Source organism: Actinokineospora auranticolor (assembly GCF_002934265.1).
Lineage (GTDB): Bacteria > Actinomycetota > Actinomycetes > Mycobacteriales > Pseudonocardiaceae > Actinokineospora > Actinokineospora auranticolor.
Genome location: NZ_PTIX01000006.1, coordinates 55,576 through 74,548 on the forward strand (window position 1 = coordinate 55,576; position 18,973 = coordinate 74,548).

Annotated in this window: 21 protein-coding genes; 9 read left to right on the plus strand and 12 right to left on the minus strand. The window is 69.7% G+C overall.

Going from position 1 to position 18,973, the window contains the following annotated elements; genetic code table 11:
• Window positions 1–6 precede the first annotated feature (6 nt).
• From CLV40_RS12935 to CLV40_RS12960, 6 genes are all read left to right on the plus strand, one after another.
• Window positions 7–927, plus strand: a complete 921-nt coding sequence (locus CLV40_RS12935; protein ID WP_374065128.1) for a hypothetical protein — start codon at window positions 7–9, stop codon at window positions 925–927.
• A 75-nt stretch (window positions 928–1,002) separates the two neighbouring features.
• Window positions 1,003–1,521 (plus strand): WXG100 family type VII secretion target, encoded by a 519-nt coding sequence (locus CLV40_RS12940; RefSeq protein ID WP_104479128.1) that lies wholly within the window; start codon window positions 1,003–1,005, stop codon window positions 1,519–1,521.
• Window positions 1,522–2,313 carry an ESX secretion-associated protein EspG gene (locus tag CLV40_RS12945; protein WP_104479129.1) on the plus strand — a complete coding sequence of 264 codons (792 nt, stop codon included), beginning with the start codon at window positions 1,522–1,524 and terminating at the stop codon, window positions 2,311–2,313. It begins immediately after the preceding gene.
• Entirely contained in the window at window positions 2,310–3,632 is a 1,323-nt protein-coding gene (locus tag CLV40_RS12950) for an alpha/beta hydrolase family protein (RefSeq protein ID WP_104479130.1), read from the plus strand. The genes CLV40_RS12945 and CLV40_RS12950 overlap by 4 nt, the downstream gene beginning before the upstream one ends.
• Window positions 3,629–4,444, plus strand: a complete 816-nt coding sequence (locus tag CLV40_RS12955; RefSeq protein WP_146108019.1) for a hypothetical protein — start codon at window positions 3,629–3,631, stop codon at window positions 4,442–4,444. Before CLV40_RS12950 ends, CLV40_RS12955 begins: the two co-directional genes overlap by 4 nt.
• On the plus strand, window positions 4,441–5,268 hold the full coding sequence (locus CLV40_RS12960) for a hypothetical protein (RefSeq protein WP_104479132.1): 828 nt from the start codon (window positions 4,441–4,443) through the stop codon (window positions 5,266–5,268). Before CLV40_RS12955 ends, CLV40_RS12960 begins: the two co-directional genes overlap by 4 nt.
• Here the strand turns inward: CLV40_RS12960 and CLV40_RS40290 are convergent.
• Genes CLV40_RS40290 through CLV40_RS12975 form a run of 3 tightly spaced genes read right to left on the minus strand, consistent with a single transcriptional unit; the run spans window position 5,265 to window position 6,518 of the window.
• Window positions 5,265–5,450 carry a DUF397 domain-containing protein gene (locus CLV40_RS40290; RefSeq protein WP_342752264.1) on the minus strand — a complete coding sequence of 62 codons (186 nt, stop codon included), beginning with the start codon at window positions 5,448–5,450 and terminating at the stop codon, window positions 5,265–5,267. The two genes, CLV40_RS12960 and CLV40_RS40290, sit on opposite strands and share 4 nt — an antisense overlap.
• A gap of 1 nt (window position 5,451) precedes the next feature.
• Entirely contained in the window at window positions 5,452–5,655 is a 204-nt protein-coding gene (locus CLV40_RS12970; protein WP_245931257.1) for a DUF397 domain-containing protein, read from the minus strand.
• Complete coding sequence (locus CLV40_RS12975) at window positions 5,652–6,518, minus strand: helix-turn-helix domain-containing protein (RefSeq protein WP_245931258.1); 867 nt, start codon at window positions 6,516–6,518, stop codon at window positions 5,652–5,654. The genes CLV40_RS12970 and CLV40_RS12975 overlap by 4 nt, the downstream gene beginning before the upstream one ends.
• Window positions 6,519–6,698: 180 nt before the next feature.
• On the opposite strand from CLV40_RS12975, the gene CLV40_RS12980 reads away from it, so the two are divergent.
• Window positions 6,699–6,989, plus strand: coding sequence for a hypothetical protein (locus CLV40_RS12980; protein ID WP_104479134.1), 291 nt, complete (start codon window positions 6,699–6,701; stop codon window positions 6,987–6,989).
• Window positions 6,990–7,227: 238 nt separating this feature from the next.
• Here the strand turns inward: CLV40_RS12980 and CLV40_RS12985 are convergent, their stop codons facing one another.
• From CLV40_RS12985 to CLV40_RS13010, 6 genes are all read right to left on the minus strand, one after another.
• Entirely contained in the window at window positions 7,228–8,577 is a 1,350-nt protein-coding gene (locus tag CLV40_RS12985; protein WP_104479135.1) for a pentapeptide repeat-containing protein, read from the minus strand.
• A gap of 17 nt (window positions 8,578–8,594) precedes the next feature.
• Complete coding sequence (locus CLV40_RS12990; protein ID WP_104479136.1) at window positions 8,595–8,945, minus strand: hypothetical protein; 351 nt, start codon at window positions 8,943–8,945, stop codon at window positions 8,595–8,597.
• A gap of 73 nt (window positions 8,946–9,018) precedes the next feature.
• Complete coding sequence (gene purL, locus CLV40_RS12995; protein WP_104479137.1) at window positions 9,019–11,292, minus strand: phosphoribosylformylglycinamidine synthase subunit PurL; 2,274 nt, start codon at window positions 11,290–11,292, stop codon at window positions 9,019–9,021.
• Window positions 11,289–11,960: a phosphoribosylformylglycinamidine synthase subunit PurQ gene (gene purQ, locus CLV40_RS13000; protein WP_104479138.1), complete on the minus strand. Its 672-nt coding sequence runs from the start codon at window positions 11,958–11,960 to the stop codon at window positions 11,289–11,291. The genes purL and purQ overlap by 4 nt, the downstream gene beginning before the upstream one ends.
• Entirely contained in the window at window positions 11,957–12,196 is a 240-nt protein-coding gene (gene purS, locus CLV40_RS13005) for a phosphoribosylformylglycinamidine synthase subunit PurS (protein WP_104479139.1), read from the minus strand. The genes purQ and purS overlap by 4 nt, the downstream gene beginning before the upstream one ends.
• A 293-nt stretch (window positions 12,197–12,489) precedes the next feature.
• Window positions 12,490–13,014, minus strand: a complete 525-nt coding sequence (locus tag CLV40_RS13010; protein WP_181043472.1) for a hypothetical protein — start codon at window positions 13,012–13,014, stop codon at window positions 12,490–12,492.
• 222 nt (window positions 13,015–13,236) lie between these two features.
• Here CLV40_RS13010 and CLV40_RS13015 point away from each other — a divergent pair, with 222 nt between their 5' ends.
• Complete coding sequence (locus CLV40_RS13015) at window positions 13,237–14,229, plus strand: NAD-dependent epimerase/dehydratase family protein (protein ID WP_104479140.1); 993 nt, start codon at window positions 13,237–13,239, stop codon at window positions 14,227–14,229.
• A gap of 6 nt (window positions 14,230–14,235) precedes the next feature.
• Here the strand turns inward: CLV40_RS13015 and erm are convergent, their stop codons facing one another.
• The 3 genes from erm to CLV40_RS13030 form a co-directional block, all read right to left on the minus strand.
• Window positions 14,236–14,982, minus strand: coding sequence for a 23S ribosomal RNA methyltransferase Erm (gene erm, locus CLV40_RS13020; RefSeq protein ID WP_104479141.1), 747 nt, complete (start codon window positions 14,980–14,982; stop codon window positions 14,236–14,238).
• A gap of 185 nt (window positions 14,983–15,167) precedes the next feature.
• Complete coding sequence (locus CLV40_RS13025) at window positions 15,168–16,661, minus strand: caspase family protein (RefSeq protein WP_104479142.1); 1,494 nt, start codon at window positions 16,659–16,661, stop codon at window positions 15,168–15,170.
• 127 nt (window positions 16,662–16,788) lie between these two features.
• Window positions 16,789–18,204, minus strand: coding sequence for a caspase family protein (locus tag CLV40_RS13030; RefSeq protein WP_104479143.1), 1,416 nt, complete (start codon window positions 18,202–18,204; stop codon window positions 16,789–16,791).
• Between the two features lie 65 nt (window positions 18,205–18,269).
• On the opposite strand from CLV40_RS13030, the gene CLV40_RS13035 reads away from it, so the two are divergent.
• Window positions 18,270–18,914 (plus strand): MBL fold metallo-hydrolase, encoded by a 645-nt coding sequence (locus CLV40_RS13035; protein ID WP_104479144.1) that lies wholly within the window; start codon window positions 18,270–18,272, stop codon window positions 18,912–18,914.
• Window positions 18,915–18,973: the final 59 nt, after the last annotated feature.

Sequence of the window (18,973 nt, forward strand, 5' to 3'; positions counted from 1 at the left end):
CGGCCCGTGCAATGGGCTTTCCTCATCCCCGGTCTGGTGTCGCTCGGCGCGGGCGCGGTCATCGGCACGCTCTCGTTATGGCGCAAACGCCACTACGCGCGCATCGAGCTCGAGTACCTGCTGGCCACGGTCCTGGTGTCGGTGGGTTTGTTCGCCGTGGTGTCCAGTTGGCTGCTGTCCGAGCCGAACGCCAACCGTGGCGAGGCGCTCAAGACCGCCGGTCTGGCAGGTGGTGCCGTGGTCGCGATGTACGCGTTGTGGCTCAACGACCGCAGACGCCGGGTCGAGGAACGCAGGCACGAGCTGGAGAGCCAACGCACCGAGTTCGACCGCGAACGCGTCGCCGACGAGCGGTTCGCCAAGGCCGTGGAACTCCTCGGGAACAGCGCCGACCAGGTCCGCGTCGGCGCGCTGCACGTGCTGGCGGGCCTGGCGCGGTCCCGACCCGCCTACACCCAGACCGTGGTCGACGTCTTCTGCTCCTACCTGCGCCAACCGTTCCCGCGCGACCCCGACGGCACGCCGACCGACCCGGGCGAGGGCCAGGTCCGCAAGACCGCGCAGCGCCTGATCGCGGGCCTGCTGCCCCCGGCCGACCACCCCGGCCCGCACCTCGACCTCGACCTCACCGGCGCCGACCTGGAGTACTTCGACATCACCGGCCGCGCGGTCGGCGAGATCCTGTTGCGCCGTGCGCAACTGCACCAGTCGAACGCGTTGAAGGGCTGCGTGTTCCACGAAGACTCGTACTTCACCGCCATGGTCAACCACGGCATGCTGCACCTCAACGACACCACCTTCCACGGCCGCGCCTGGTTCGCGGGCTTCACCGCGCACGGCCCGGTGCGGTTCCACCGCGGACGGTTCCTCGGGTTGACCAAGTTCGACGGTGCCCGCTTCCACGACGTCCTCGAACTGCGGGACTGAGGAAAACCCGGAACCGGAAGCCGCCGAGTCGCGTCGAACGGTCCCGTAGGGCTGGCCCGCGGCTGGGAGTTGGACATGGCGTTCTACGGCGACCCCGACGAGCTCGACCGGTTGGCCGGTCAGATCGAGCAGCGCGCGGAGGAGGTCCGCAGGCACGGATCCGACATGGACCGGCAGGCGGGCGCGATGCGGTGGAAGTCCATCGCCGCCGACCGCTGCCGGGAGACGGTCGCGGGCGACCGCAAGGCCCTCGACGGCACTGCGGACCGGCTCGACGAGGCCGCCGCGATCCTGCGCGGCCACGCCCAGCAGGTGCGCGAGCTGATCGCCGCGATCAAGCGCATCGCCGAGTCGGTGGTGTCCTGGTTCACCAGCGCGATCGACCGGTTCAACCAGGCCGTGGACGCGTTCAACAAGGCCGTGTCGGACATGGTGGACACCGTCGGCAGCGCGCTCGGCTTCGGCGGCGACGCCCCGCAGGCGCCCCGACCGCCGTGGGAGGGCTGGAAGTACCAGCCGGACAACCTGCCGCCCGCCGGGGACAAGCAGTGGTTAGAGGTCGGTCAGTACATGCAAGCGCGAGGTGTCGCGTAGATGACGGCCCCACACCGGTTGACCCTCACCGCGGCGGAATACGCGTACCTGGTCGGCGAGCTCGGCCTGAGCATGCCGCCCGACTGGGCCCCCGCCCCCGACATCGCCGACGCCGGTGACCTCATCGCGAAGGGCGTCCTGCGCGGCTCGGACGACGCGGAGATCCACCCGTCGGTCGCGGCGAACCTGCGGGTGGTCGCCGCGCCGCAGATCATGCTCGACACCACCGCCACCGCCGGGTCGCGGGGTTCCCGCAGCGTGCACGTGGTGGCGGGCCAGGTGGGCGCGTCGCTGTTCCTGCTGCCCGACGCGGGTGTGGAGCTGTCCATGTTCGCCGCGGTCGACCTGGGCCGCGAGCTGGTGCGCGCGGTGCCCGCCGAGGAGGCGCCCGGCATCGGGGCCGCGCTCGACGGCGACGAGCCGCGCGAGCCGCTCACCGGTGTGGTGCCGCTGGCCGCGCTGCACGAGCTGGGCGTGGCGGAGCTGCTGCGCGACACCGACCCGGACGCGCCGGGGTACGTGTTGGCCGAGCTGAAGCTGCCCAAGGCGGAGGCCGAGTTCGCGCTGGAGGTCGTGCGGCGCACCGACGGCGTCCTGCGCTGCCTGGTGACGGCGAAGGTCGGCGAGTCGGTGCGCAGCGCGCAGGTCGACTGGCTGCACAGCGACGCCGGGTGGGTCGGCATGCAACCCGCCGCGCACGGCGCGGGTCGCCGGTTGGTGGAGCTGGCCCCGGTCGACCGGGAAGACCTCGGGATCTGGGTGACCCCTTGCGTGGCGGAGGCGTTGGCATGACCGTGCCGTTGGGTGAGATGACCGTCAGCGGCGGCGCGGGCGGCAGCGAGGCGTTCTACGAGGACCTCGCCGCGATGGGCTCGCTCACCGACGACGTGGCGGGCGAGACGCTGTCGATCTCCCTGGCCGGGCACAAGTACCTGGTCAACCCCGACCTGCTGGCCTCGGCGGTGCTCAACCCCGGCGGCGCGGCCCGGTTCGAGGGCGCGATGCTCGGCGCGCTGGACGGCCCGAGCGGCCTGTCGGCGACCTCGGCGGCGATCGGCCTGCGCGGCGCGGCCCTGCGCGCGACCAACCAGGCGTACCACTTCGTCGACGACCTCAACGCCAAGGCCCTGGAGGCGTCCCGCTGGTTGTCGGGCGTGTCGGTCGTAGTGGCCCCCGAGCTGGCGGTGGTCGGTGGCGTCGCCATCGCCACGGACATCATGGTCAACTACCACGGCGACTGGCAGCGGTGGCTGGTCGAGCACCCGGGGATGATCGACCAGGTGCTGGGCATGAGCCCGGGCGTGCTGAGCGCGCTCGGCTTCCCCACGGACCTGGCGACCCTGACCGACCTCGCCGCGGCGGCCTACCCCGACGGCGATCCGAAGGTGTCGGACATGGGCCTCGACACCGACCCCATCGCCGTGGACCCGCCGGACAACCTCGGTGAGCTGTTCAACGGCCTCGACCACCGCAACGGCACCGACGCCAACGTCGACATCCGCAAGGTCACGCAGCCCGACGGGACGGTCGCCTACATCGTCGACATCCCCGGCACCCGGGTCTGGAACCTGCCCGGCGGCGACGAGGGCAGCGCGAACGACTTCGGCACCAACGTCGACGCCATCGCGGGCAACCCGACGGTGTTGCAGGAGGGCATCCAGCAGGCGCTGCGGGACGCGGGCGTCCCCAAGGACGCGCCGTTGATGCTGGTCGGCCACAGCCAGGGCGGCATCGTCGCCGCCCGCTCGGTGGACCCGCTGCTGGCCGACGGCTACAACATCACCCACGTGGTCACGGCCGGTTCGCCGGTCGGCGGCATCCCGATCGACGAGCGGGTGCAGGTGCTGTCGCTGGAGAACAACGGCGACATCGTCCCCCACCTCGACGCGGCGGAGAACCCGGCCAGCGACAACCGGACGACGGTGAAGTTCGAGCACCAGACCGGCACCTTCGGCGGCAACCACGCCATCAACGGCAACTACACCGAGGCCGCCAAGCAGCTCGACACCAGCACGGACCCGTCCGTGCGGCAGTTCCGCGACAGCGCGGGTGCGTTCCTCGGCGGCACGTCGGTCGAAACCCGCCAGTACAAGGTGGAGAGACAGCCTTGAGACTGGTTGCTCTGGTCGCGTTGTCCGCGCTGGTGCTGGCGGCTTGCGGTTCTCCGGCAGCGCAACGCGCGCCCGGGCCCGCGTCGGTGCCCCACACGTTCACGTTGGCGGTCGACGAGCTGCTGGACAAGGTAAGCAGCCGGGAGAAACCGGTCTACCAGGCCGAGACCTGCGGCCCGTCGAGCTCCGGCCGGATCTACGCGTGGACCGAGATCGCCGCCACCGGGGTGGACGCGCACCGGATCCGCACGCAGGGCGCTGAACTGGGCTGGCAGCTCCAGGACGCGCGCGGGTTCGAAGTGTTCCTGCTCGGTCCCGACGACATCCGCTTCGCGATGCGGGGTGACCGCATCCGCGCCGAGTTCGCGGAGTGTCCGAACGGCGATCGGCAGCAGCTCGCAGGCCAGTTCACCCCCATCCTGACCATCCAGCAGACCAACTCGATGGGCCCGGCCTTCACCGCGACCGCCGCGGCGGCCCAGTCGCTGTTCGCCTCGGCCGACCCCCCACTGGACTTCATGGTCTTTCCCCCCACCGGCGACTTCTTCGACGCCGTCCACCTGCCGCTGGTCAACTGCGGTCGCGAAGCGGCGGGCGCGCAGTGGTCGACCGAGTCGAGAGCACACCTGCGCAACGGCCTCGAATCGAGCGCGGTCGCCCGGTTGCTGACGGACGACTGGCTGATCAACGGGCCGAAGGGGGCTCTGGAAGCCACCCACCGCTACGGCGCGAAAGTGAAGGTCACCGTTGGCGAGGAGGCGGTCCTGACCACGAAGGGACCGTGTCTCGACCCGAGAGGGCAGCAGAAGTGAGAAGAGCCGCCGCACTGCTCGGCTTGTCGGCGCTGGTCCTGGCGGGCTGCGCCAAGACCGAACCCGCGGCGGTCCCACCCGCCCTGCCCGGCACGGCGGACCCCCTGCTGGCGGCGGTGGGGGTCAAGGCGGCGTACCAGGCGGAGACCTGCGGGAGCGTCTTCGACGACCCGAACTCCAGCCAGGTCGTGGCCTGGGCAGATGTCCCGGCGGGCGGCGTGACGGGCGAGGACCTGCGCAAGGCGGGGATCAGGCTGGGCTGGCAACCGCAGGCGGCGGCCACCGGCTTCGACGTGTTCCTGCTGGGGCCGGGGGACGTGAAGGTGGCGCTGCGCAGCGGCAAGATCCGGGTGGAGCGGGCCCGGTGCTCGATCGCGGGCAAGGGGCAGGAGTTGGACGTCCCCGGCCTCCGCCCGGAGTTGACCGACAAGCAGCGCGAGGAGCTGGACAGCTCCGACTTCCGCGCGACGGTGGCGGCGGCCCGGGGCCTGTTCGGCCAGGCGGACCCGCCGGTGGACGAGGAGGTCTTCCCCCGGTCGGCCAAGCTGGAAGACGCCCCCCGGCTGGCGCTGGAGACCTGCGGGGACAAGGTGCGCGGCGCCCGCTGGGTGAACACGACGAAGGGCCGGTTGCGGGACTTCCCGGACCCGGTGGACGCGAAGCGGGCGGCGGTGGAGTTCTTGAAGATCGACTGGGAGGTCGACGAGCGACCCGCCCAGCCGGACTTCCTCAAGGCGGAGCACGAGGGTGGGACGGAGGTGTCGGTGACGTTCAAGCAGGAGACGACGTTCACCGCCACCGGCCCGTGCGTCCTGGTGAACTAGCCGCGCAGCTCGCTCACGAAGCGGGTCCACGCGGTGGTGGGCAGCTCGAGGAGCCCGGCCTCGGGCTTCTTCGAGTCCCGCACACCAACCAGCCCTGGCAGCGCACCCACCTCGACACAGTCGCCACCGTTAACGTCGCTACGGCTGGACTTGCGGAACGAGACATGCGCCCACATGGACATGTCACAGCCCCCCAACGAACCGAGCCCACGCGATAGCTGGAACCTCTACCAGCCCAGCCTCAGGGTTCTTCGAGTCGCGCACGGCGACCACGCCCGGCAGCTTGCCCACCTCAACGCATTCCCCGCCGTTTGTGCTGCTGCGGCTGGACTTGCGGAACGGGATCGAGGCCCACTCCTCCGCCCTGGATGCGGTCATGATCGTCATCTCCTTGTGCCTACCGCCGCGACATACTCCTGGGCCACGGACTCCACCAAGTGTCTCGACTCCACCGGACCGAGCGCTACCCCTTGAGCGCGGCTGAACAACTCAGCGTAGCTGCGCACCGTCTCCGGCGGCTTGTCGAGGTAGGCGGCGTCGGAATATAGCTCGAGGTAGACGATATCGTTGATCATCTCGTGGCCGAACCGGAACAGCGTGAAGTCAGTGCTCAAGTGCACATAGGACCGGCTGTTGAACGGGATGATCTGAAGCATGACATTGGGCAATTTGGCGACCTCGGCGAGGTGTTGAAGTTGCTCTGCCATCACCTCAGGCCCGCCAACCTGGCGGCGCAACGCCGACTCACTGAGCACGAACTCGAACCGAGTCGGGTTGGGCCTCGTGACCAACGCGCGGCGGGCAGCCCGCACACGCAAGGTGTCATCCACGATGCGATCCGTAGGATCCACACCCTGCGCATCGAACATGGCGCGGATGTACACCTCTTTCTGTAGCAGCCCGGGAATCACTTCGGTGGCCACCCGCTTGATCTCGCTGGCATCCGTCTCGAGATCACGGTAGGCACGAAACCAGTGCGGTCCCAAGTAGAGCGTCGTCTCCCCGGTCGGCCTGCCGCGCTTGGGTTTGGAGAGCCGCGACAGCTCCCGACACCACAGCGCATCCTTCTCCGTCGCCTGGTACAGCTCCAGCAGAACATCCAGATCAGTCTTGTCGATCCCGATCTTCCCGGACTCCACCCGACTGATCTTGTTCGCCGCCTTCCCCAGGTGCTCGGCAGCCTCCTCCTGCGTCAACCCCGCCAACTCACGCAGCCGGAACAGCTCCGCGCCAAGCAACCGACGCTGCATGCTGATCGACCTCGATGGGCTCGTCATGGCGCAGATCCTCGCACAACCGATCACCGTCGGTAGCCGCTGTTGAGTTCACCCCATCGGGTGACTGTACACGCTGGATGTACCCAATAAGCTCGTCAACAGCAAAGCGCTCCGTCCGCTTGAGAATCCCGAACGTCCATCCACGGAGGAACCATGACCTGCGCACCCGCCTGCGACGAACCCGAGTTCACCGCCATCATGACCGGCGCCGTCGCCGACGAGGCCCCCCGAGTCTTCGCCGTCGTCGAGGAGATCGGCGACCGCGTAGACGCCCGAATCGCCGCCTGGGGCATGGCCTTCCCCGACCACGCCGAGATCGTCGCCACCCACCGCTCCCTGCGCATGAGCCTCGCCGCCCCGGAAAACGCCCTCCCCCTCTTCACCAAGCCCAACTACACAAAAGCCCACATCGTGTGGGCAGACCCCACCCTCGCCACCACCTGACCACCCACCCCGCTCCCCCAAACGTGGCTCTGCCCCGGTTTCCGGTCCCCCGGGGCAGAGCCACACCCACCCCGCCCCGCCCCCGGGGCACGGCGCTGCCGCACGCATCCCCACCAGCAAGTGACCAATGCCTTCCCACCGGCAGCAGCCCCCACTGCCGCCCCCCAGACCCACCACACCAGCCGCCAGCTCATCAACACTGGCCTAGGCCCCCGACAGTTCCAGACGGCTCCCCCCGTCACCCATCCTCCGACGGCGCCACAAAACGAGCCAACTCCGGCGGCACACCTTGCTCGAACCGCGCGCCCTCGAAATCGGCCCAGGGATCTGGCGTATACAGGCCGTAGCGGGTGTCCGGTAACGCCGCACCCCTGAAGATGGCGACAGCAGCGAACCCCGCCGACTGGAAGTCAACGGAGCCCGCGAACCTCGCCGCCCCGAAGTCGGCGGTGCCGTCAAACTTCGTTACGCCGAAGTCGGCGGCACTGCCAAACGTCGCCATCGCAAAGTGGGCGCCGCCGCCAAACGTCGCCTCCCTGAAGTAGGCCCTGCCGGTGAACATCGCCAGCCCGAAGACGGCGCCATCGCTAAACGTCGCCTCCCTGAAGACGGCGCCACCGCTAAACGTCGCCTCCCCGAAATCGGCACCAACGGTGAACCTCACCGCCATGAAGACGGCGTCGTCACCGAACGACGCCCTCCTGAAGTTGGCGCCACCACCAAACATCGCCTCCCCGAAATCGGCACCACCATCGAAAGTCGCCGCCCTGAAGCCAGCGATGCCGATGAAGGTGGACCGGAGGAAGCTGGCGGTGCGGACACAGCAGCCAGCGAGGTCGAGGTCGGTGAGGGTGGCGGCGGTGAGGTCGAGGTCGATGTCGCGCCAGAAGGTGACGTCGGGGTTGTCGGGGTCGGGGCCAGGGCGGAGGTGGGTGGCGAGGATGCGTTGTGCGGTGACGCGCACTTCGCGTTCCTGGACGGCCTCGCGGTACTCGTCGAGCAGTTGCTTGCGGACCGCGGAGTCGAGACCGTCGGTGTCCGGCGGCGCGTCGCCGGGTGGGGTGTAGGGCATCCGCAGGTAGGCGCACAGGACGTTCACGACGGTCTGCCGCTGGTCGTCGTGATCCTGGGCGAGGCGTTCGAGGGCGTAGAGCCCGGCCAGCCGGACGGGAGCCTTGTCGGAGCCGAGCTGGTCGGCGGCTTTGGTGTAGAGATCAGTGATGCGGCGAGCCTCGGCGTCGCGCTGGGTGGCCTCGAAGTTCCCGCGTTGCAGCTCGTAGGCCCGCGCGACATCAGCCTGGTCGCGTTCCTTCTGCGCCAACCCGATCTCCGCAGAGCGTTGCCGCCGCCATGCCAGGTACAGCCCGAACAGCCCGCCGGTGCCCAGCAGCACCGTCATCCCGATCCGCGCCAACTCCAACTGCGCGCTCGCCTGCGGCGAACCCCCATCAACCAGCAGCCACAGCAGCGTCAACAGCCCGCCGACCACCACCACAACCCCGACCACCGCGATCACGACCACGCGCGTGGTCGGCGGCGGCATCGGCGTGGGCGACCGCTCGGGCTGCGGAACCGGGGAGCTCGTCACCGACTGATCATCGCCACCTACACCCCGCGCGTTCCGGATGGCTCCGCTCGGGTGATGGTCCACGGCTCCCATGTCACGCTCTGCCCCGGTTCCCCAGGCAGCAAGCTGGTGCTGACGACCTCGTCGATGTGCGTCTTGATCAGTCCGGCGTACCAGGCGACGTCGAAGGTGCCTGCGGGGTTGTCGAGGGTGCCAACCGTCGCGCGGTAGGTGCCCGGCTGGCTGCCGCCCACTACGACAAAACGCACCGTCACGGCGTTGAGAGCGGTCTTGTCCGCGCTCGTGGCGGCGAAGTCGACGATCTCGATCCGCCCGGCAGAGTCGACGTGGCCTGTGACAGCGGCCCGTACGGCTTCGACGACGCTCATGCCTGTCTCGCTTCCCCTATGTGGCCGGACATGGCTCTGCCCCGGGGTTCACCCCCGGGGCAGAGCCATGTTCTCAGCCGAACAGGGCCGGGAGGGTGCCTTCCCAGGCCTCGCGCAGCTCGGGCAGCGCGATCTCGCCGACGCCCTGGATCTCCAACGTGCCCGACTCGGGGTCGACCACGCCGGTCCGGCGCCACGGGAGGCCGCGGGCGGTGCACATCTCGGTGAAGCGCAGCTCCTCCGAGCGCGGGACCGCGACCAGGACTCGGCCCGCGGACTCGCTGAAGAGCTGGACGAACGGGTCCTGGTCGGGGTCCAGGAACACCCGGGCGCCGACCTCGCCGATCAGAACCGTCTCGACCAGGGTCTGGGCGAGGCCGCCGTCGGACAGGTCGTGGGCCGCCGAGATCATGCCGTCTCGGGAGCCCGCCACCAGGATGTCGGCCAGCAGCTTCTCGCGGGCCAGGTCGACCTTGGGGGGCAGGCCGCCGAGGTGGCCGTGCACCTCGTGCGCCCACTCCGACCCGCCGAACTCGTCGCGGGTGTCGCCCAGGAGGAGCAGCGTCTCGCCCGCTTCGGCGCCGATGCCGGTCGGGATGCGGCGGCGGACGTCGTCGATGACGCCCAGCACACCTACGACCGGGGTGGGGAGAATCGCCGTGCTGCCGGTCTGGTTGTAGAAGCTGACGTTGCCGCCGGTGACCGGGATGCCCAGTTCCTTGCAGCCCTCGGCCAGGCCGCGGACGGCCTGCTCGAACTGCCACATGACCGCCGGGTCCTCGGGCGAGCCGAAGTTCAGGCAGTTCGTCACCGCAAGCGGGGTGGCACCGGAGACGGCCACGTTCCGGTATGCCTCGGCCAGCGCGAGCTGGGTGCCGGTGTACGGGTCCAGCTTCACGAAGCGGCCGTTGCAGTCGGTGGCCAGGGCGACGCCGCGGCCGGTCTGCTCGTCGACGCGGATCATGCCGGAGTCGCTGGGCTGGGCCAGGACCGTGCCGCCGCGCACGTAGCGGTCGTACTGCTCGGTGACCCAGCGGCGGGAGGCCAGGTTGGGGCTGGCGGCCATGCGCAGGATCTCGGCGCGCAGTTCGTCCGGAGTGGACGGACGGGCCAACTGCTCAGGACCGTTGGCCTGCAAGGAGTCCTGGTCGTGCGGGCGCTCGATCGGGCGCTCGTACATCGGACCCTCGTGCGCCACGGTGCGCGGCGGGACATCCACAACCGTCTCACCGTGCCAGGTGATGATCAGCCGGTCGCCCTCGGTGACCTCGCCGATCTCGGTGGCGATCACGTCCCACTTCGCGCAGACGCGCATGAAGGCGTCCACATCGGACGGCTTGACCACCGCGCACATCCGCTCCTGCGACTCGCTGGAGAGGATCTCGGCGGGCGTCATTCCCTTGGCGCGCAAGGGAACCCGGTCCAACTCGACGTGCATGCCGCCGTCGCCCGCGCTGGCCAGCTCACTGGTCGCGCAGGACAGGCCCGCGCCGCCGAGGTCCTGGATGCCGACGACGATGCCCTCGGCGAACAGCTCCAGGCAGCACTCGATGAGCACCTTCTCGGTGAACGGGTCGCCGACCTGGACCGCGGGGAGCTTCTTGCGGCCCGTACCGCCCTCGTCGCCCGAGAAGGTCTCACTCGCCAGCACCGAGACGCCGCCGATGCCGTCGAGGCCGGTGCGCGCGCCGAAGAGGATGACCTTGTTACCGGTGCCGGAGGCGTGCGCGAGGTGCAGGTCCTCGACCCGCATCGCCCCCACGCACAGGGCGTTGACCAGCGGGTTCCCCTGGTACGACGGGTCGAACACGACCTCGCCGCCGATGTTCGGCAGGCCGAGGCAGTTGCCGTAGCCGCCGACCCCGGACACGATCCCCGGCAGCACGCGCTTGGTGTCCGGGTGGTCGGGGGCGCCGAAGCGCAGCGGGTCCATGACGGCCAGCGGGCGCGCGCCCATCGCCATGATGTCGCGGACGATGCCGCCGACACCGGTCGCGGCGCCCTGGTAGGGCTCCACGTAGGACGGGTGGTTGTGCGACTCCAGCTTGAAGGTGACCGCCCAGCCGTCGCCGATGTCGACCACACCGGCGTTCTCGCCGATGCCGGCCAGCATCTTCGCCTTCATCTCCGGCGTCGTGTTGGCGGACCAGTGCTTCCAGTGCACCTTGGAGGACTTGTACGAGCAGTGCTCGCTCCACATCACCGAGTACATCGCCAGCTCGGCGTCGGTGGGGCGGCGACCGAGGATCTCCCGGATGCGGGCGTACTCGTCGTCCTTCAACCCCAGCTCGCGGTACGGCTGCGCCTGCTCCGGGGTGGCCTTGGCGTTGTCAACTGTGTCGGTCACGCGGCCACCACCGAGTCGAGCGCGGAGAGGAACATGCCGAGCCCGTCGTCGGACGGCCCGGTGAGAGCGTCGATGGCGTGCTCGGGGTGCGGCATCAACCCGACGATGCGCCCCGTCGGGTCGCTGACGCCCGCGATGTCGTCGAAGGACCCATTGGGGTTCCCGCCGGTGTAGCGGAAGACGACCCGTCCCTCACCCTCGAGTTCGTCCACAGTGGACTTGCTCGCGGTGTAGCGGCCGTCCATGTTCTTGATCGGGATGATGATCTCGGCGTTCGCGTCGTAGCGCGTGGTCCAGGCGGTGTTGTTGTTCTCCACCTTGAGCCACTGGTCGCGGCACACGAAGTGCAGCCCCGCGTTGCGCAGCAGGGCCCCGGGCAGCAGACCGGCCTCGCAGAGCACCTGGAACCCGTTGCAGATCCCGAGCACCGGCATCCCCTTGCGAGCCGCGTCGATGATCTCGCCCATGACCGGCGCGAACCGGGCGATGGCACCGGCGCGGAGGTAGTCGCCGTAGGAGAAGCCACCGGGCAGGATGACCGCGTCGACGCCCTTCAGGTCGGCGTCACCGTGCCAGAGAGCGACCGCCTCGGCACCCGAAGCGGTGATGGCCCGGGCGGTGTCGCTGTCGTCGAGGGTGCCGGGAAAGGTGACCGCGCCGATCCTCACGACTGCACCCGCCGGACCACGAAGTCCTCGACCACGGGGTTGGAGAGGAAACCCTCGGCGATCTTGGCCAGGGTCTCGTCGTCGACGGAGTCGTCGACCTCCAGCTCGAAGTGCTTTCCTTGGCGCACGTCGGAGACCCCGTCGAACCCGAGCCGGGGCAGCGCGCGCGCCACCGCCTGCCCCTGTGGGTCGAGGATCTCCGGCTTGGGCATGACGTCGACGACAACTCGGGCCACGGCTGGCTGCTCCTGAGTTCGAGAAGGCCGGTACCGCTGAAGCGTACCTGAGCTGGGAGTTCACCCCGCCGTCACCGGTGACCTGCACCACCGCACCCAGCACCACACGATGGCGTGAACCCCGTTGGCGACCCCACGCCCCCCGAATATCGTCCCGACAGCCCCGGCCCGTAAGCCGAGGAAGTGAGCCCGGTCCCCGTCCGGACGGTCGGCGGCCGGGCTTCGCGCTCGTTTGGCACCCTAACCGCCCGGCCGTTCACACGTTGGTGCTAAACCGCTGGACTGCCGTCTAGTCAACTGCTAACTTCAATATCAGCCCTGGCCAGTAGGCGAGGGAAGTGAGCCCGGTTCCCCGTCCGGACGGTCGGCGGCCGGGCTTCGCGTTTTCCAAGGGTGTTTCGCAGGTCGACGACCTCTTCGATCATGGGTTCGACCCGCCTCATCCACTCGCCCCCAGCCCCGTGGCACCAGGCAATGGCATCAGCGATCCACAGCAACGGCTCCTGAGTGCTGTCCAGGTGCTCGTAGCCGAAGACGCCAGCGTGCGAGTGCGCCACGATGACATCGTGGATCGTTGAGCGGTCGTCCGCATCGCGCATCTCGCGGCTGTCCATCACCAAGCGATGGGCGCCAACGTCGAGCAAGTCCTCGACCAGGTGTTCGAGGCACGACCGGCGTGCACGGTCTTCGCCCCGGGTGCAGTCCGCCTGGTAGATCCTCACCACCACCTGTTCACGAGCGAGCCGCGAGAGAATCGCCTTGCGCCGCGAGGGTGTCTCCTTCTTGAAGTGCAGCTCTCGTTGTCCGGACATGAGCATCCCGCGCAGTACCTTGCGCAGAACGTGCAGGTCGCGGGGATGACCAAGGCTGTGGCCAGAAGGTACGTCTTGTTGCGACGGGACTCGTCGACGAACGCGTGCAAGGTCACCTTGGGCAGATCGGCTGATCAAAGTTGTCACTGGATCGCTCGAACGGGTGTTCGATGTTCGCTGGTGGTGAGCAGGGTGGCGATTCGCCGGGTGGGTGAGGCAGGCTGGTTTATGCGAATCCTGGTGCTTGGGGGTACCCGTTTCCTCGGCCACGCAGTGGCGGCGGAGGCGGTTGGGCGGGGGCATGACGTCGTCTGCGCGGCTCGCGGTGAGTCCGGTGCCGCGCCGGAGGGCGCGCGGCTGGTGGTGGTCGATCGCGATGTCGAGGACGGGCTCGCCCCGCTGGCCGGAGAGCGGTTCGACGCCGTAGTGGACGTCGCCACGATCTCCCACGAGTGGGTGCGGCGGGCCCTGGCCGCCTTCGGAGCGGACGCGGCGCACTGGACGTTCGTCTCGTCGATCAGCGTCTACCGCGACACCGGTTCGGCGCCGGGCGGGATCGATGACCCGGTCCACGAGCCGCGGGCCGAGCACGGGAGTCGCGAGAAGATGGCGGACGACCCCGACAGCTACGGCGCGATCAAGGTCGCCAGCGAGCAGACCGTCCGCGAGGTCGTCGGCGGTCGGGAACTCATCGTGCGGGCCGGGCTGATCACCGGCCCCGGCGACGTCTTCGACCGGCTCGGCTACTGGGTCCAGCGGATCGCCGCCGGTGGCCGGGTGGTGGTGCCGGACACCGACCAGCGGGTCCAGCACATCGACGTCCGCGACCTGGCCGCGTGGATCGTCGGCTCCGCCGAGACCGGCACCACCGGCACCTACGACGCCATCGGCCCGCACGTCCCCCTGCTCGACCTGCTCGCCGAGATCGCCACGACCCTCGACGCCGACGTCGAGTTCGTCCGGGTCGACCCCGCGAAGCTGGCCGAACTCGAGGTCGCCCCGTGGGCCGGTCCGCACTCGCTGCCGCTGTGGCTGCCGGACACCTACGCCAACACCACCGCCCGCGACGCGGCCCCGGTCATCGCGGCGGGCCTGGCGCCGCGCCCGTTCGCCGAGACCGTGACTGCGGTCTTGGCGAACGAGCGGGCCCTCGGCCTCGACCGCGCGCGGGTGGCGGGCATGACCAGGGCGGAGGAGGCCGCCATCCTCGACGCCCTGTAGCCAGGGTCAGCGGACCGCGCGGTAGAGATCGACCCACTGGTCGGCGGTGAGGTGCCGGGGCAGGTGCTGGTCGGTGATCCCGTGCCGCCGGAGCCAGTGGGCGGTGGCGGGGCCATAGGCGGTCCGGACGACCTGCCGAAGACCCCGCCCCCGCCCGGTGAAGACGCGGTGGACGAGGTCCTGGTAGGGCTTCCGCTCCACCGCCGACCCGGCACGACGGGTGATGGTCAGCAACCCGCCGTCGACCGACGGCATGGGGCGGAAGGCGGCGGCGGGGACGCGGCGGACCAGGTGGAAGTCGAACCACGGCCACCACTGGGCGGTCATCATCGTCGCCCCGCCGACCCCCGCCCGCCGCCGCGCGACCTCCCACTGCACGAGCAGCACGGCGTGCGTCCAGTGGTCGGCGTGCAGGATCCGCCGGAGCAGGGCGGTGGTGAGGTGGAACGGCAGGTTGCCCACCAGGACGTGCGGCGCGCGGGGCGGCCGGAACGCCAGGAAGTCGCCGTCGACGACGGTGGTGTTCGGCCCCACCCGCGTCCGCAGCGACGCCGCGACCCGTCGATCGATCTCGACGGCCGTCAGGGGTCTGCCGAGGTGTTGGAGGGGGAGGGTCAACGCGCCCCCGCCGGGGCCGATCTCGACGACCGGGCCCTCGGTGGCGGCGACCAGGTCGACGATCTCGGTGATGGTGGTGCGGTCGAGCAGGAAGTTCTGCCCGTGCTCATGCCTGCCATGGTGGTGCGTGCGCACTGCTGGGACTCCGCGGCTTCGCAGGAAGCCGGGCAGCGCGAAAAGGACCGCCCGGCGACGACGTCGAAGAGCGGCGGAGAACCCGAGGTCGAGAGCCCGCCGCTACTCGCCCCAGGGCTTGGACACTGCGATCGCACACATGCCGCGCACCGTACGCGGGCCGGAAGCCGCGTGGCAAAACCTTTTCAGGCCCGAGCCCGCACCCGCAACGCCGCCACGAAGGTGGCCGAGAGCATCAAGAACATCAGCAACATCATGCACTGCGTGGCGAACCCACTGATCGATCCGGGTGTGGTCGACGTGACGTCCGCGAAGGGGGCCACCACCGCCATCAGCAGGGAAAAGCCGAGCGCGGGTCCGATCACGTATCGCGGCCACCGACTGACCGGTTCGACCAGCGTGATCCGCAGAGCCTCGACGTGGCCGACTTGGCGTCCCGCACGGCGAGGTGCGAACCGGAACCGGATCAGCAGGATGATCAGCGCCGAAGCCCCGAGCCACACCAGTCCGAAAAGCAGGTCCTTGGGGTCGCCTTCCGGGGGCTCAGCGGTGATCGCGCTGAGGATGCCGCCCAGCGAGACCGGGAAGCCCATGAAGAACACCACCCACAGCACCGGCGTCAGCCTGCTGGCGGCAGGCCGCGCCACGGTTTCCGGGCGTTCGTCCTCGACTTTTTCGGTCGAGCGCTGGGCGGGTACCCCGTCAGACTCCGTTGGTACAGCGCGCTTCTTGGCGACCGAGCGCACCCGCGGCTTCGGGGTGGCGAGCGAGGGGAACCGGGTCAACGGTTTCACGACGCCCGGCATCGGGATCGCAGGCGCGTCCACGATCGGCGGCACCTCAGCCACCGACGGCACTTCCGCCACCGGCACTTCCGCCACCAGCCCGGCAGCCTCCGGCTTGGCGGCTTCCGGCTTGACCGAAGGCGGTTCGGGGAGTCGCGGTTCCGGCACGCGGCGCAAGAGGAGGTCGCTACTGGTGTCCGTGCTCTTGAACTTCGGCTTCGGCAGGTCCCGCCGGTTCATCGCCGCCACCAGCGACCGGTACAGCTCGGCCACCGTCAACGGCACACCGGGCAAGTTGGAACCGTTGCGCAACAACGTGATCAGCTCACCCGAGAACGCCGTGTACTCGTCCCCCGGCGGCGAGTGCGAGATCTGGTTCCCGGGCGACGACGTGATCACCGACGTCCCCGCCACCCGGATGTCGCGCACCTCCTCCCCCGCCGACATCGCGCCGACGGCCAGGCCGGAGTAGCAGCAGTCCAGGATGAGCAGCTTGGTCCGCGCCGGGCTGTCCTCGATGGCCTCCTTCAGCCACTCGAACGGCACGGCGGTGCCCGCGAGCATGGCCGGGTCGGTGTCGTGCACGGTCAGGTACAGCTCGTGCCGGTGCTCGTGCCGGATCCCGTGCCCCGAGTAGTAGACGACCAGCAGGTCCTCGGCCTGCCCGACCGGCCTGCGCAGCCGCTGCATCAGACTGGTCACCGAGTCCGGCGTGTCCAGCACCGTGCACTGGGCCCGGTCGACGATCCCGGTCTCCGGATCGCACAACGCGCGCTCCAGGTCGGCCAGGTTGTTGTGGACCGCGGGCAACGGCGGCAACCGATCGGCATGCCGGAAGTCGCTGGTCCCGATCAACACCACCCGCGAATGGGCGCGGTGCGGCAACACGGTCATCGACCTCACCTCATCCGTACACCCGACGTTCTTGCGTATTCATCGTGGGCCACAAGACGCCGTTACGGAGTGCACTCGATCGGGTACAAGCTCGTCCGACCGGGTTAGGCAAGTTCCACGGAAGGTGTCAGCGCCGGTCGCCCGACCAGCGACGCACCACGGTCAGCACGAGCACGGCGGCGCAGGGGGCGAAGACGGTCACGCGCGAAACGTCGTTGGTCAGCGCGCTGACCTTGGTCAGCGATCCGACCGGCGATGTGTCCAGGGCCTGGAAGATCACCCAGAGGGAGAACGCGGCCACCGCCGAGGACAGCGGCCGCGGCCAGCGGGACAGCGGCGTGAGCAACGTGGCGACAACCGCCACGCGGATCGACGGACACGGCCTGCCCAACCGGAACCTGGCCATGGGCCACCGGATCATGACGCCCGCGATCACGGCGACGACACCCAGCGTCACAGCCACGGCGACATCAGCGCCATGACCGGCGCCTGCGGGTGGCGTGCCCCAGAAGAGCCCGACCCACCCGGCGATGGACGACCCGGCCCCCCAGAAGAAGAGCATCCAGAGAATGGCCACCCACACGGAGGAGGCCAACCACACGGCCGTCGAGGGCTCTAGCGAGACGTCCCCAAATGATTCCGCAGGCCCCACGCGGGACGCGGCGGCAAGCGGCTGCGACTCCGCGCCCGGCTCGATCGCCCGCTCGGCGCGTTGCCGCGACCTCGCCGAGCCGAGCTCCTCCCGTGTGGCGGGGGGCTCTTGCGATGAACCGGGTTGCTCCGGGACGGGTTCCCGCACCACCGCCGGCGAAGGCGGCTCCCGGCGCAGGACGAGGTCGCTGCTGGTGTCCGTGCTCTTGAACCTCGGCCGCGGCAGCTCACGCCGGTTCATCGCCGCCACCAGCGACCGGTACAGCTGCACCACCGTCAGCGGCGTGTCCGGTAGGTCGGATCCCTCCCGCAGCAGCGTGATCAGCGCACCGGAGAACGCGGTGTGGGTCTCGCCGGGCGGCGAGTAGGAGAGCTGCGTGCCCGACGAGGAAGTGATCACCGACGTGCCCGCCACCCCGATGTCGCGCACCTCCGTCGCCGACATCGCCCCCAGTGCCAGCCCGGAGTAGCAGCAGTCCAGGATCAGCAGCTTCGTGCGCGCTGGACTGTCCTCGATGGCGTCCTTCAGCCACTCGAACGGCACCGCGCTGCTCTTGAGCACGTCCTGCTCGGTCTCGCGCACCGCCAGGTACAGCTCGTGCCGGGACTCGTGCCGGATCCCGTGTCCCGAGTAGTAGACGACGAGCAGGTCCTGGGCCTCGCCCACAGGGCGCCGCAGGCCGCGCATGACGGCGCCCGGGGACTCCGGGTCGTCGATCACGGTGCAATGAGCGCGATCCAGGATCCCCGTGTCCGGATCGCACAGCGCGCGCACCAGATCGGCCAGGTTGTTCCGGACCGCCGGGAGGGGCCGCAAGGCGTCGGCACGCGGGAAGTCGCGGGCACCGATCAGCACCGCGCGGGAGAGGGCGCGGTGCGGCAGACCACTCATCGGCGAATCCCCTTGATCAAGCTCGAACACCGTACACCCGGCGCACGCGGGGTTAGGGTGGTTCGGTGAAGGTGACCCACTTCCGCCATTCGTGCGTACTGCTGGAAACCGACTCCGCTCGGCTGCTCGTCGACCCCGGCGTCTGGTCCACCGGCATGGAGGACCTGCGCGACCTCGACGCCATCCTGATCACCCACTCGCACCTCGACCACTTCGACGGCGACCGCCTCACCGCACTGGCCAAGGGGAACCCGGGTGCCGAGTTGATCGCCGACCCCGAATCCGCGGGAGAGGCCGCCAAGCTCGGGCTGGACGTCCGCGCGGTCCGGCCGGGTGACGCGGTCGAGTTGGCGGGTGCGGTGGTCGACGTCGTCGGCGGCGACCACGCGGTGATCCACCCGGAGCTGCCGCTACCGCCCAACGTCGGCTACGTCGTCGACCACGGCGCCTTCTACCACCCCGGCGACTCGCTCTTCGTGCCCGAGCAGAAGATCGACGTCCTGGGGCTTCCGACCGGCGCGCCGTGGCTCAAGCTCGGTGAGGCCGTCGAGTTCTACCGGGCGGTGGCGCCGCGGGTGGCCGTGCCGATCCACGAACTCACCCTCAGCGAGGCCGGGATCGCGATGGCGTACCGGCGGTTCGACGAGCTCGGCCCCGGTGGCGCACGGGTGGAGATCCCGATCGCGGGTACATCGATCGAGTTGACTTAGGCCGCTATCGGGTATTTGTGCTCCGGTGGCGCAGCACGACCGTGATTGTCTCGTTCCTG

What these genes read in the sequence shown, in the direction of transcription:
- CLV40_RS13015 (WP_104479140.1), top strand. Translation starts at nt 13,237, where the DNA reads ATGCGAATCCTGGTGCTTGGGGGTACCCGTTTCCTCGGCCACGCAGTG.
- CLV40_RS12940 (WP_104479128.1), top strand. Translation starts at nt 1,003, where the DNA reads ATGGCGTTCTACGGCGACCCCGACGAGCTCGACCGGTTGGCCGGTCAG.
- CLV40_RS13030 (WP_104479143.1), bottom strand. Translation starts at nt 18,204, where the DNA reads ATGAGTGGTCTGCCGCACCGCGCCCTCTCCCGCGCGGTGCTGATCGGT.
- CLV40_RS12950 (WP_104479130.1), top strand. Translation starts at nt 2,310, where the DNA reads ATGACCGTGCCGTTGGGTGAGATGACCGTCAGCGGCGGCGCGGGCGGC.
- CLV40_RS12990 (WP_104479136.1), bottom strand. Translation starts at nt 8,945, where the DNA reads ATGAGCGTCGTCGAAGCCGTACGGGCCGCTGTCACAGGCCACGTCGAC.
- CLV40_RS40290 (WP_342752264.1), bottom strand. Translation starts at nt 5,450, where the DNA reads ATGTCCATGTGGGCGCATGTCTCGTTCCGCAAGTCCAGCCGTAGCGAC.
- CLV40_RS13010 (WP_181043472.1), bottom strand. Translation starts at nt 13,014, where the DNA reads ATGCTCATGTCCGGACAACGAGAGCTGCACTTCAAGAAGGAGACACCC.
- CLV40_RS12975 (WP_245931258.1), bottom strand. Translation starts at nt 6,518, where the DNA reads ATGCAGCGTCGGTTGCTTGGCGCGGAGCTGTTCCGGCTGCGTGAGTTG.
- CLV40_RS12945 (WP_104479129.1), top strand. Translation starts at nt 1,522, where the DNA reads ATGACGGCCCCACACCGGTTGACCCTCACCGCGGCGGAATACGCGTAC.
- CLV40_RS12980 (WP_104479134.1), top strand. Translation starts at nt 6,699, where the DNA reads ATGACCTGCGCACCCGCCTGCGACGAACCCGAGTTCACCGCCATCATG.
- CLV40_RS12970 (WP_245931257.1), bottom strand. Translation starts at nt 5,655, where the DNA reads ATGACGATCATGACCGCATCCAGGGCGGAGGAGTGGGCCTCGATCCCG.
- CLV40_RS13025 (WP_104479142.1), bottom strand. Translation starts at nt 16,661, where the DNA reads ATGACCGTGTTGCCGCACCGCGCCCATTCGCGGGTGGTGTTGATCGGG.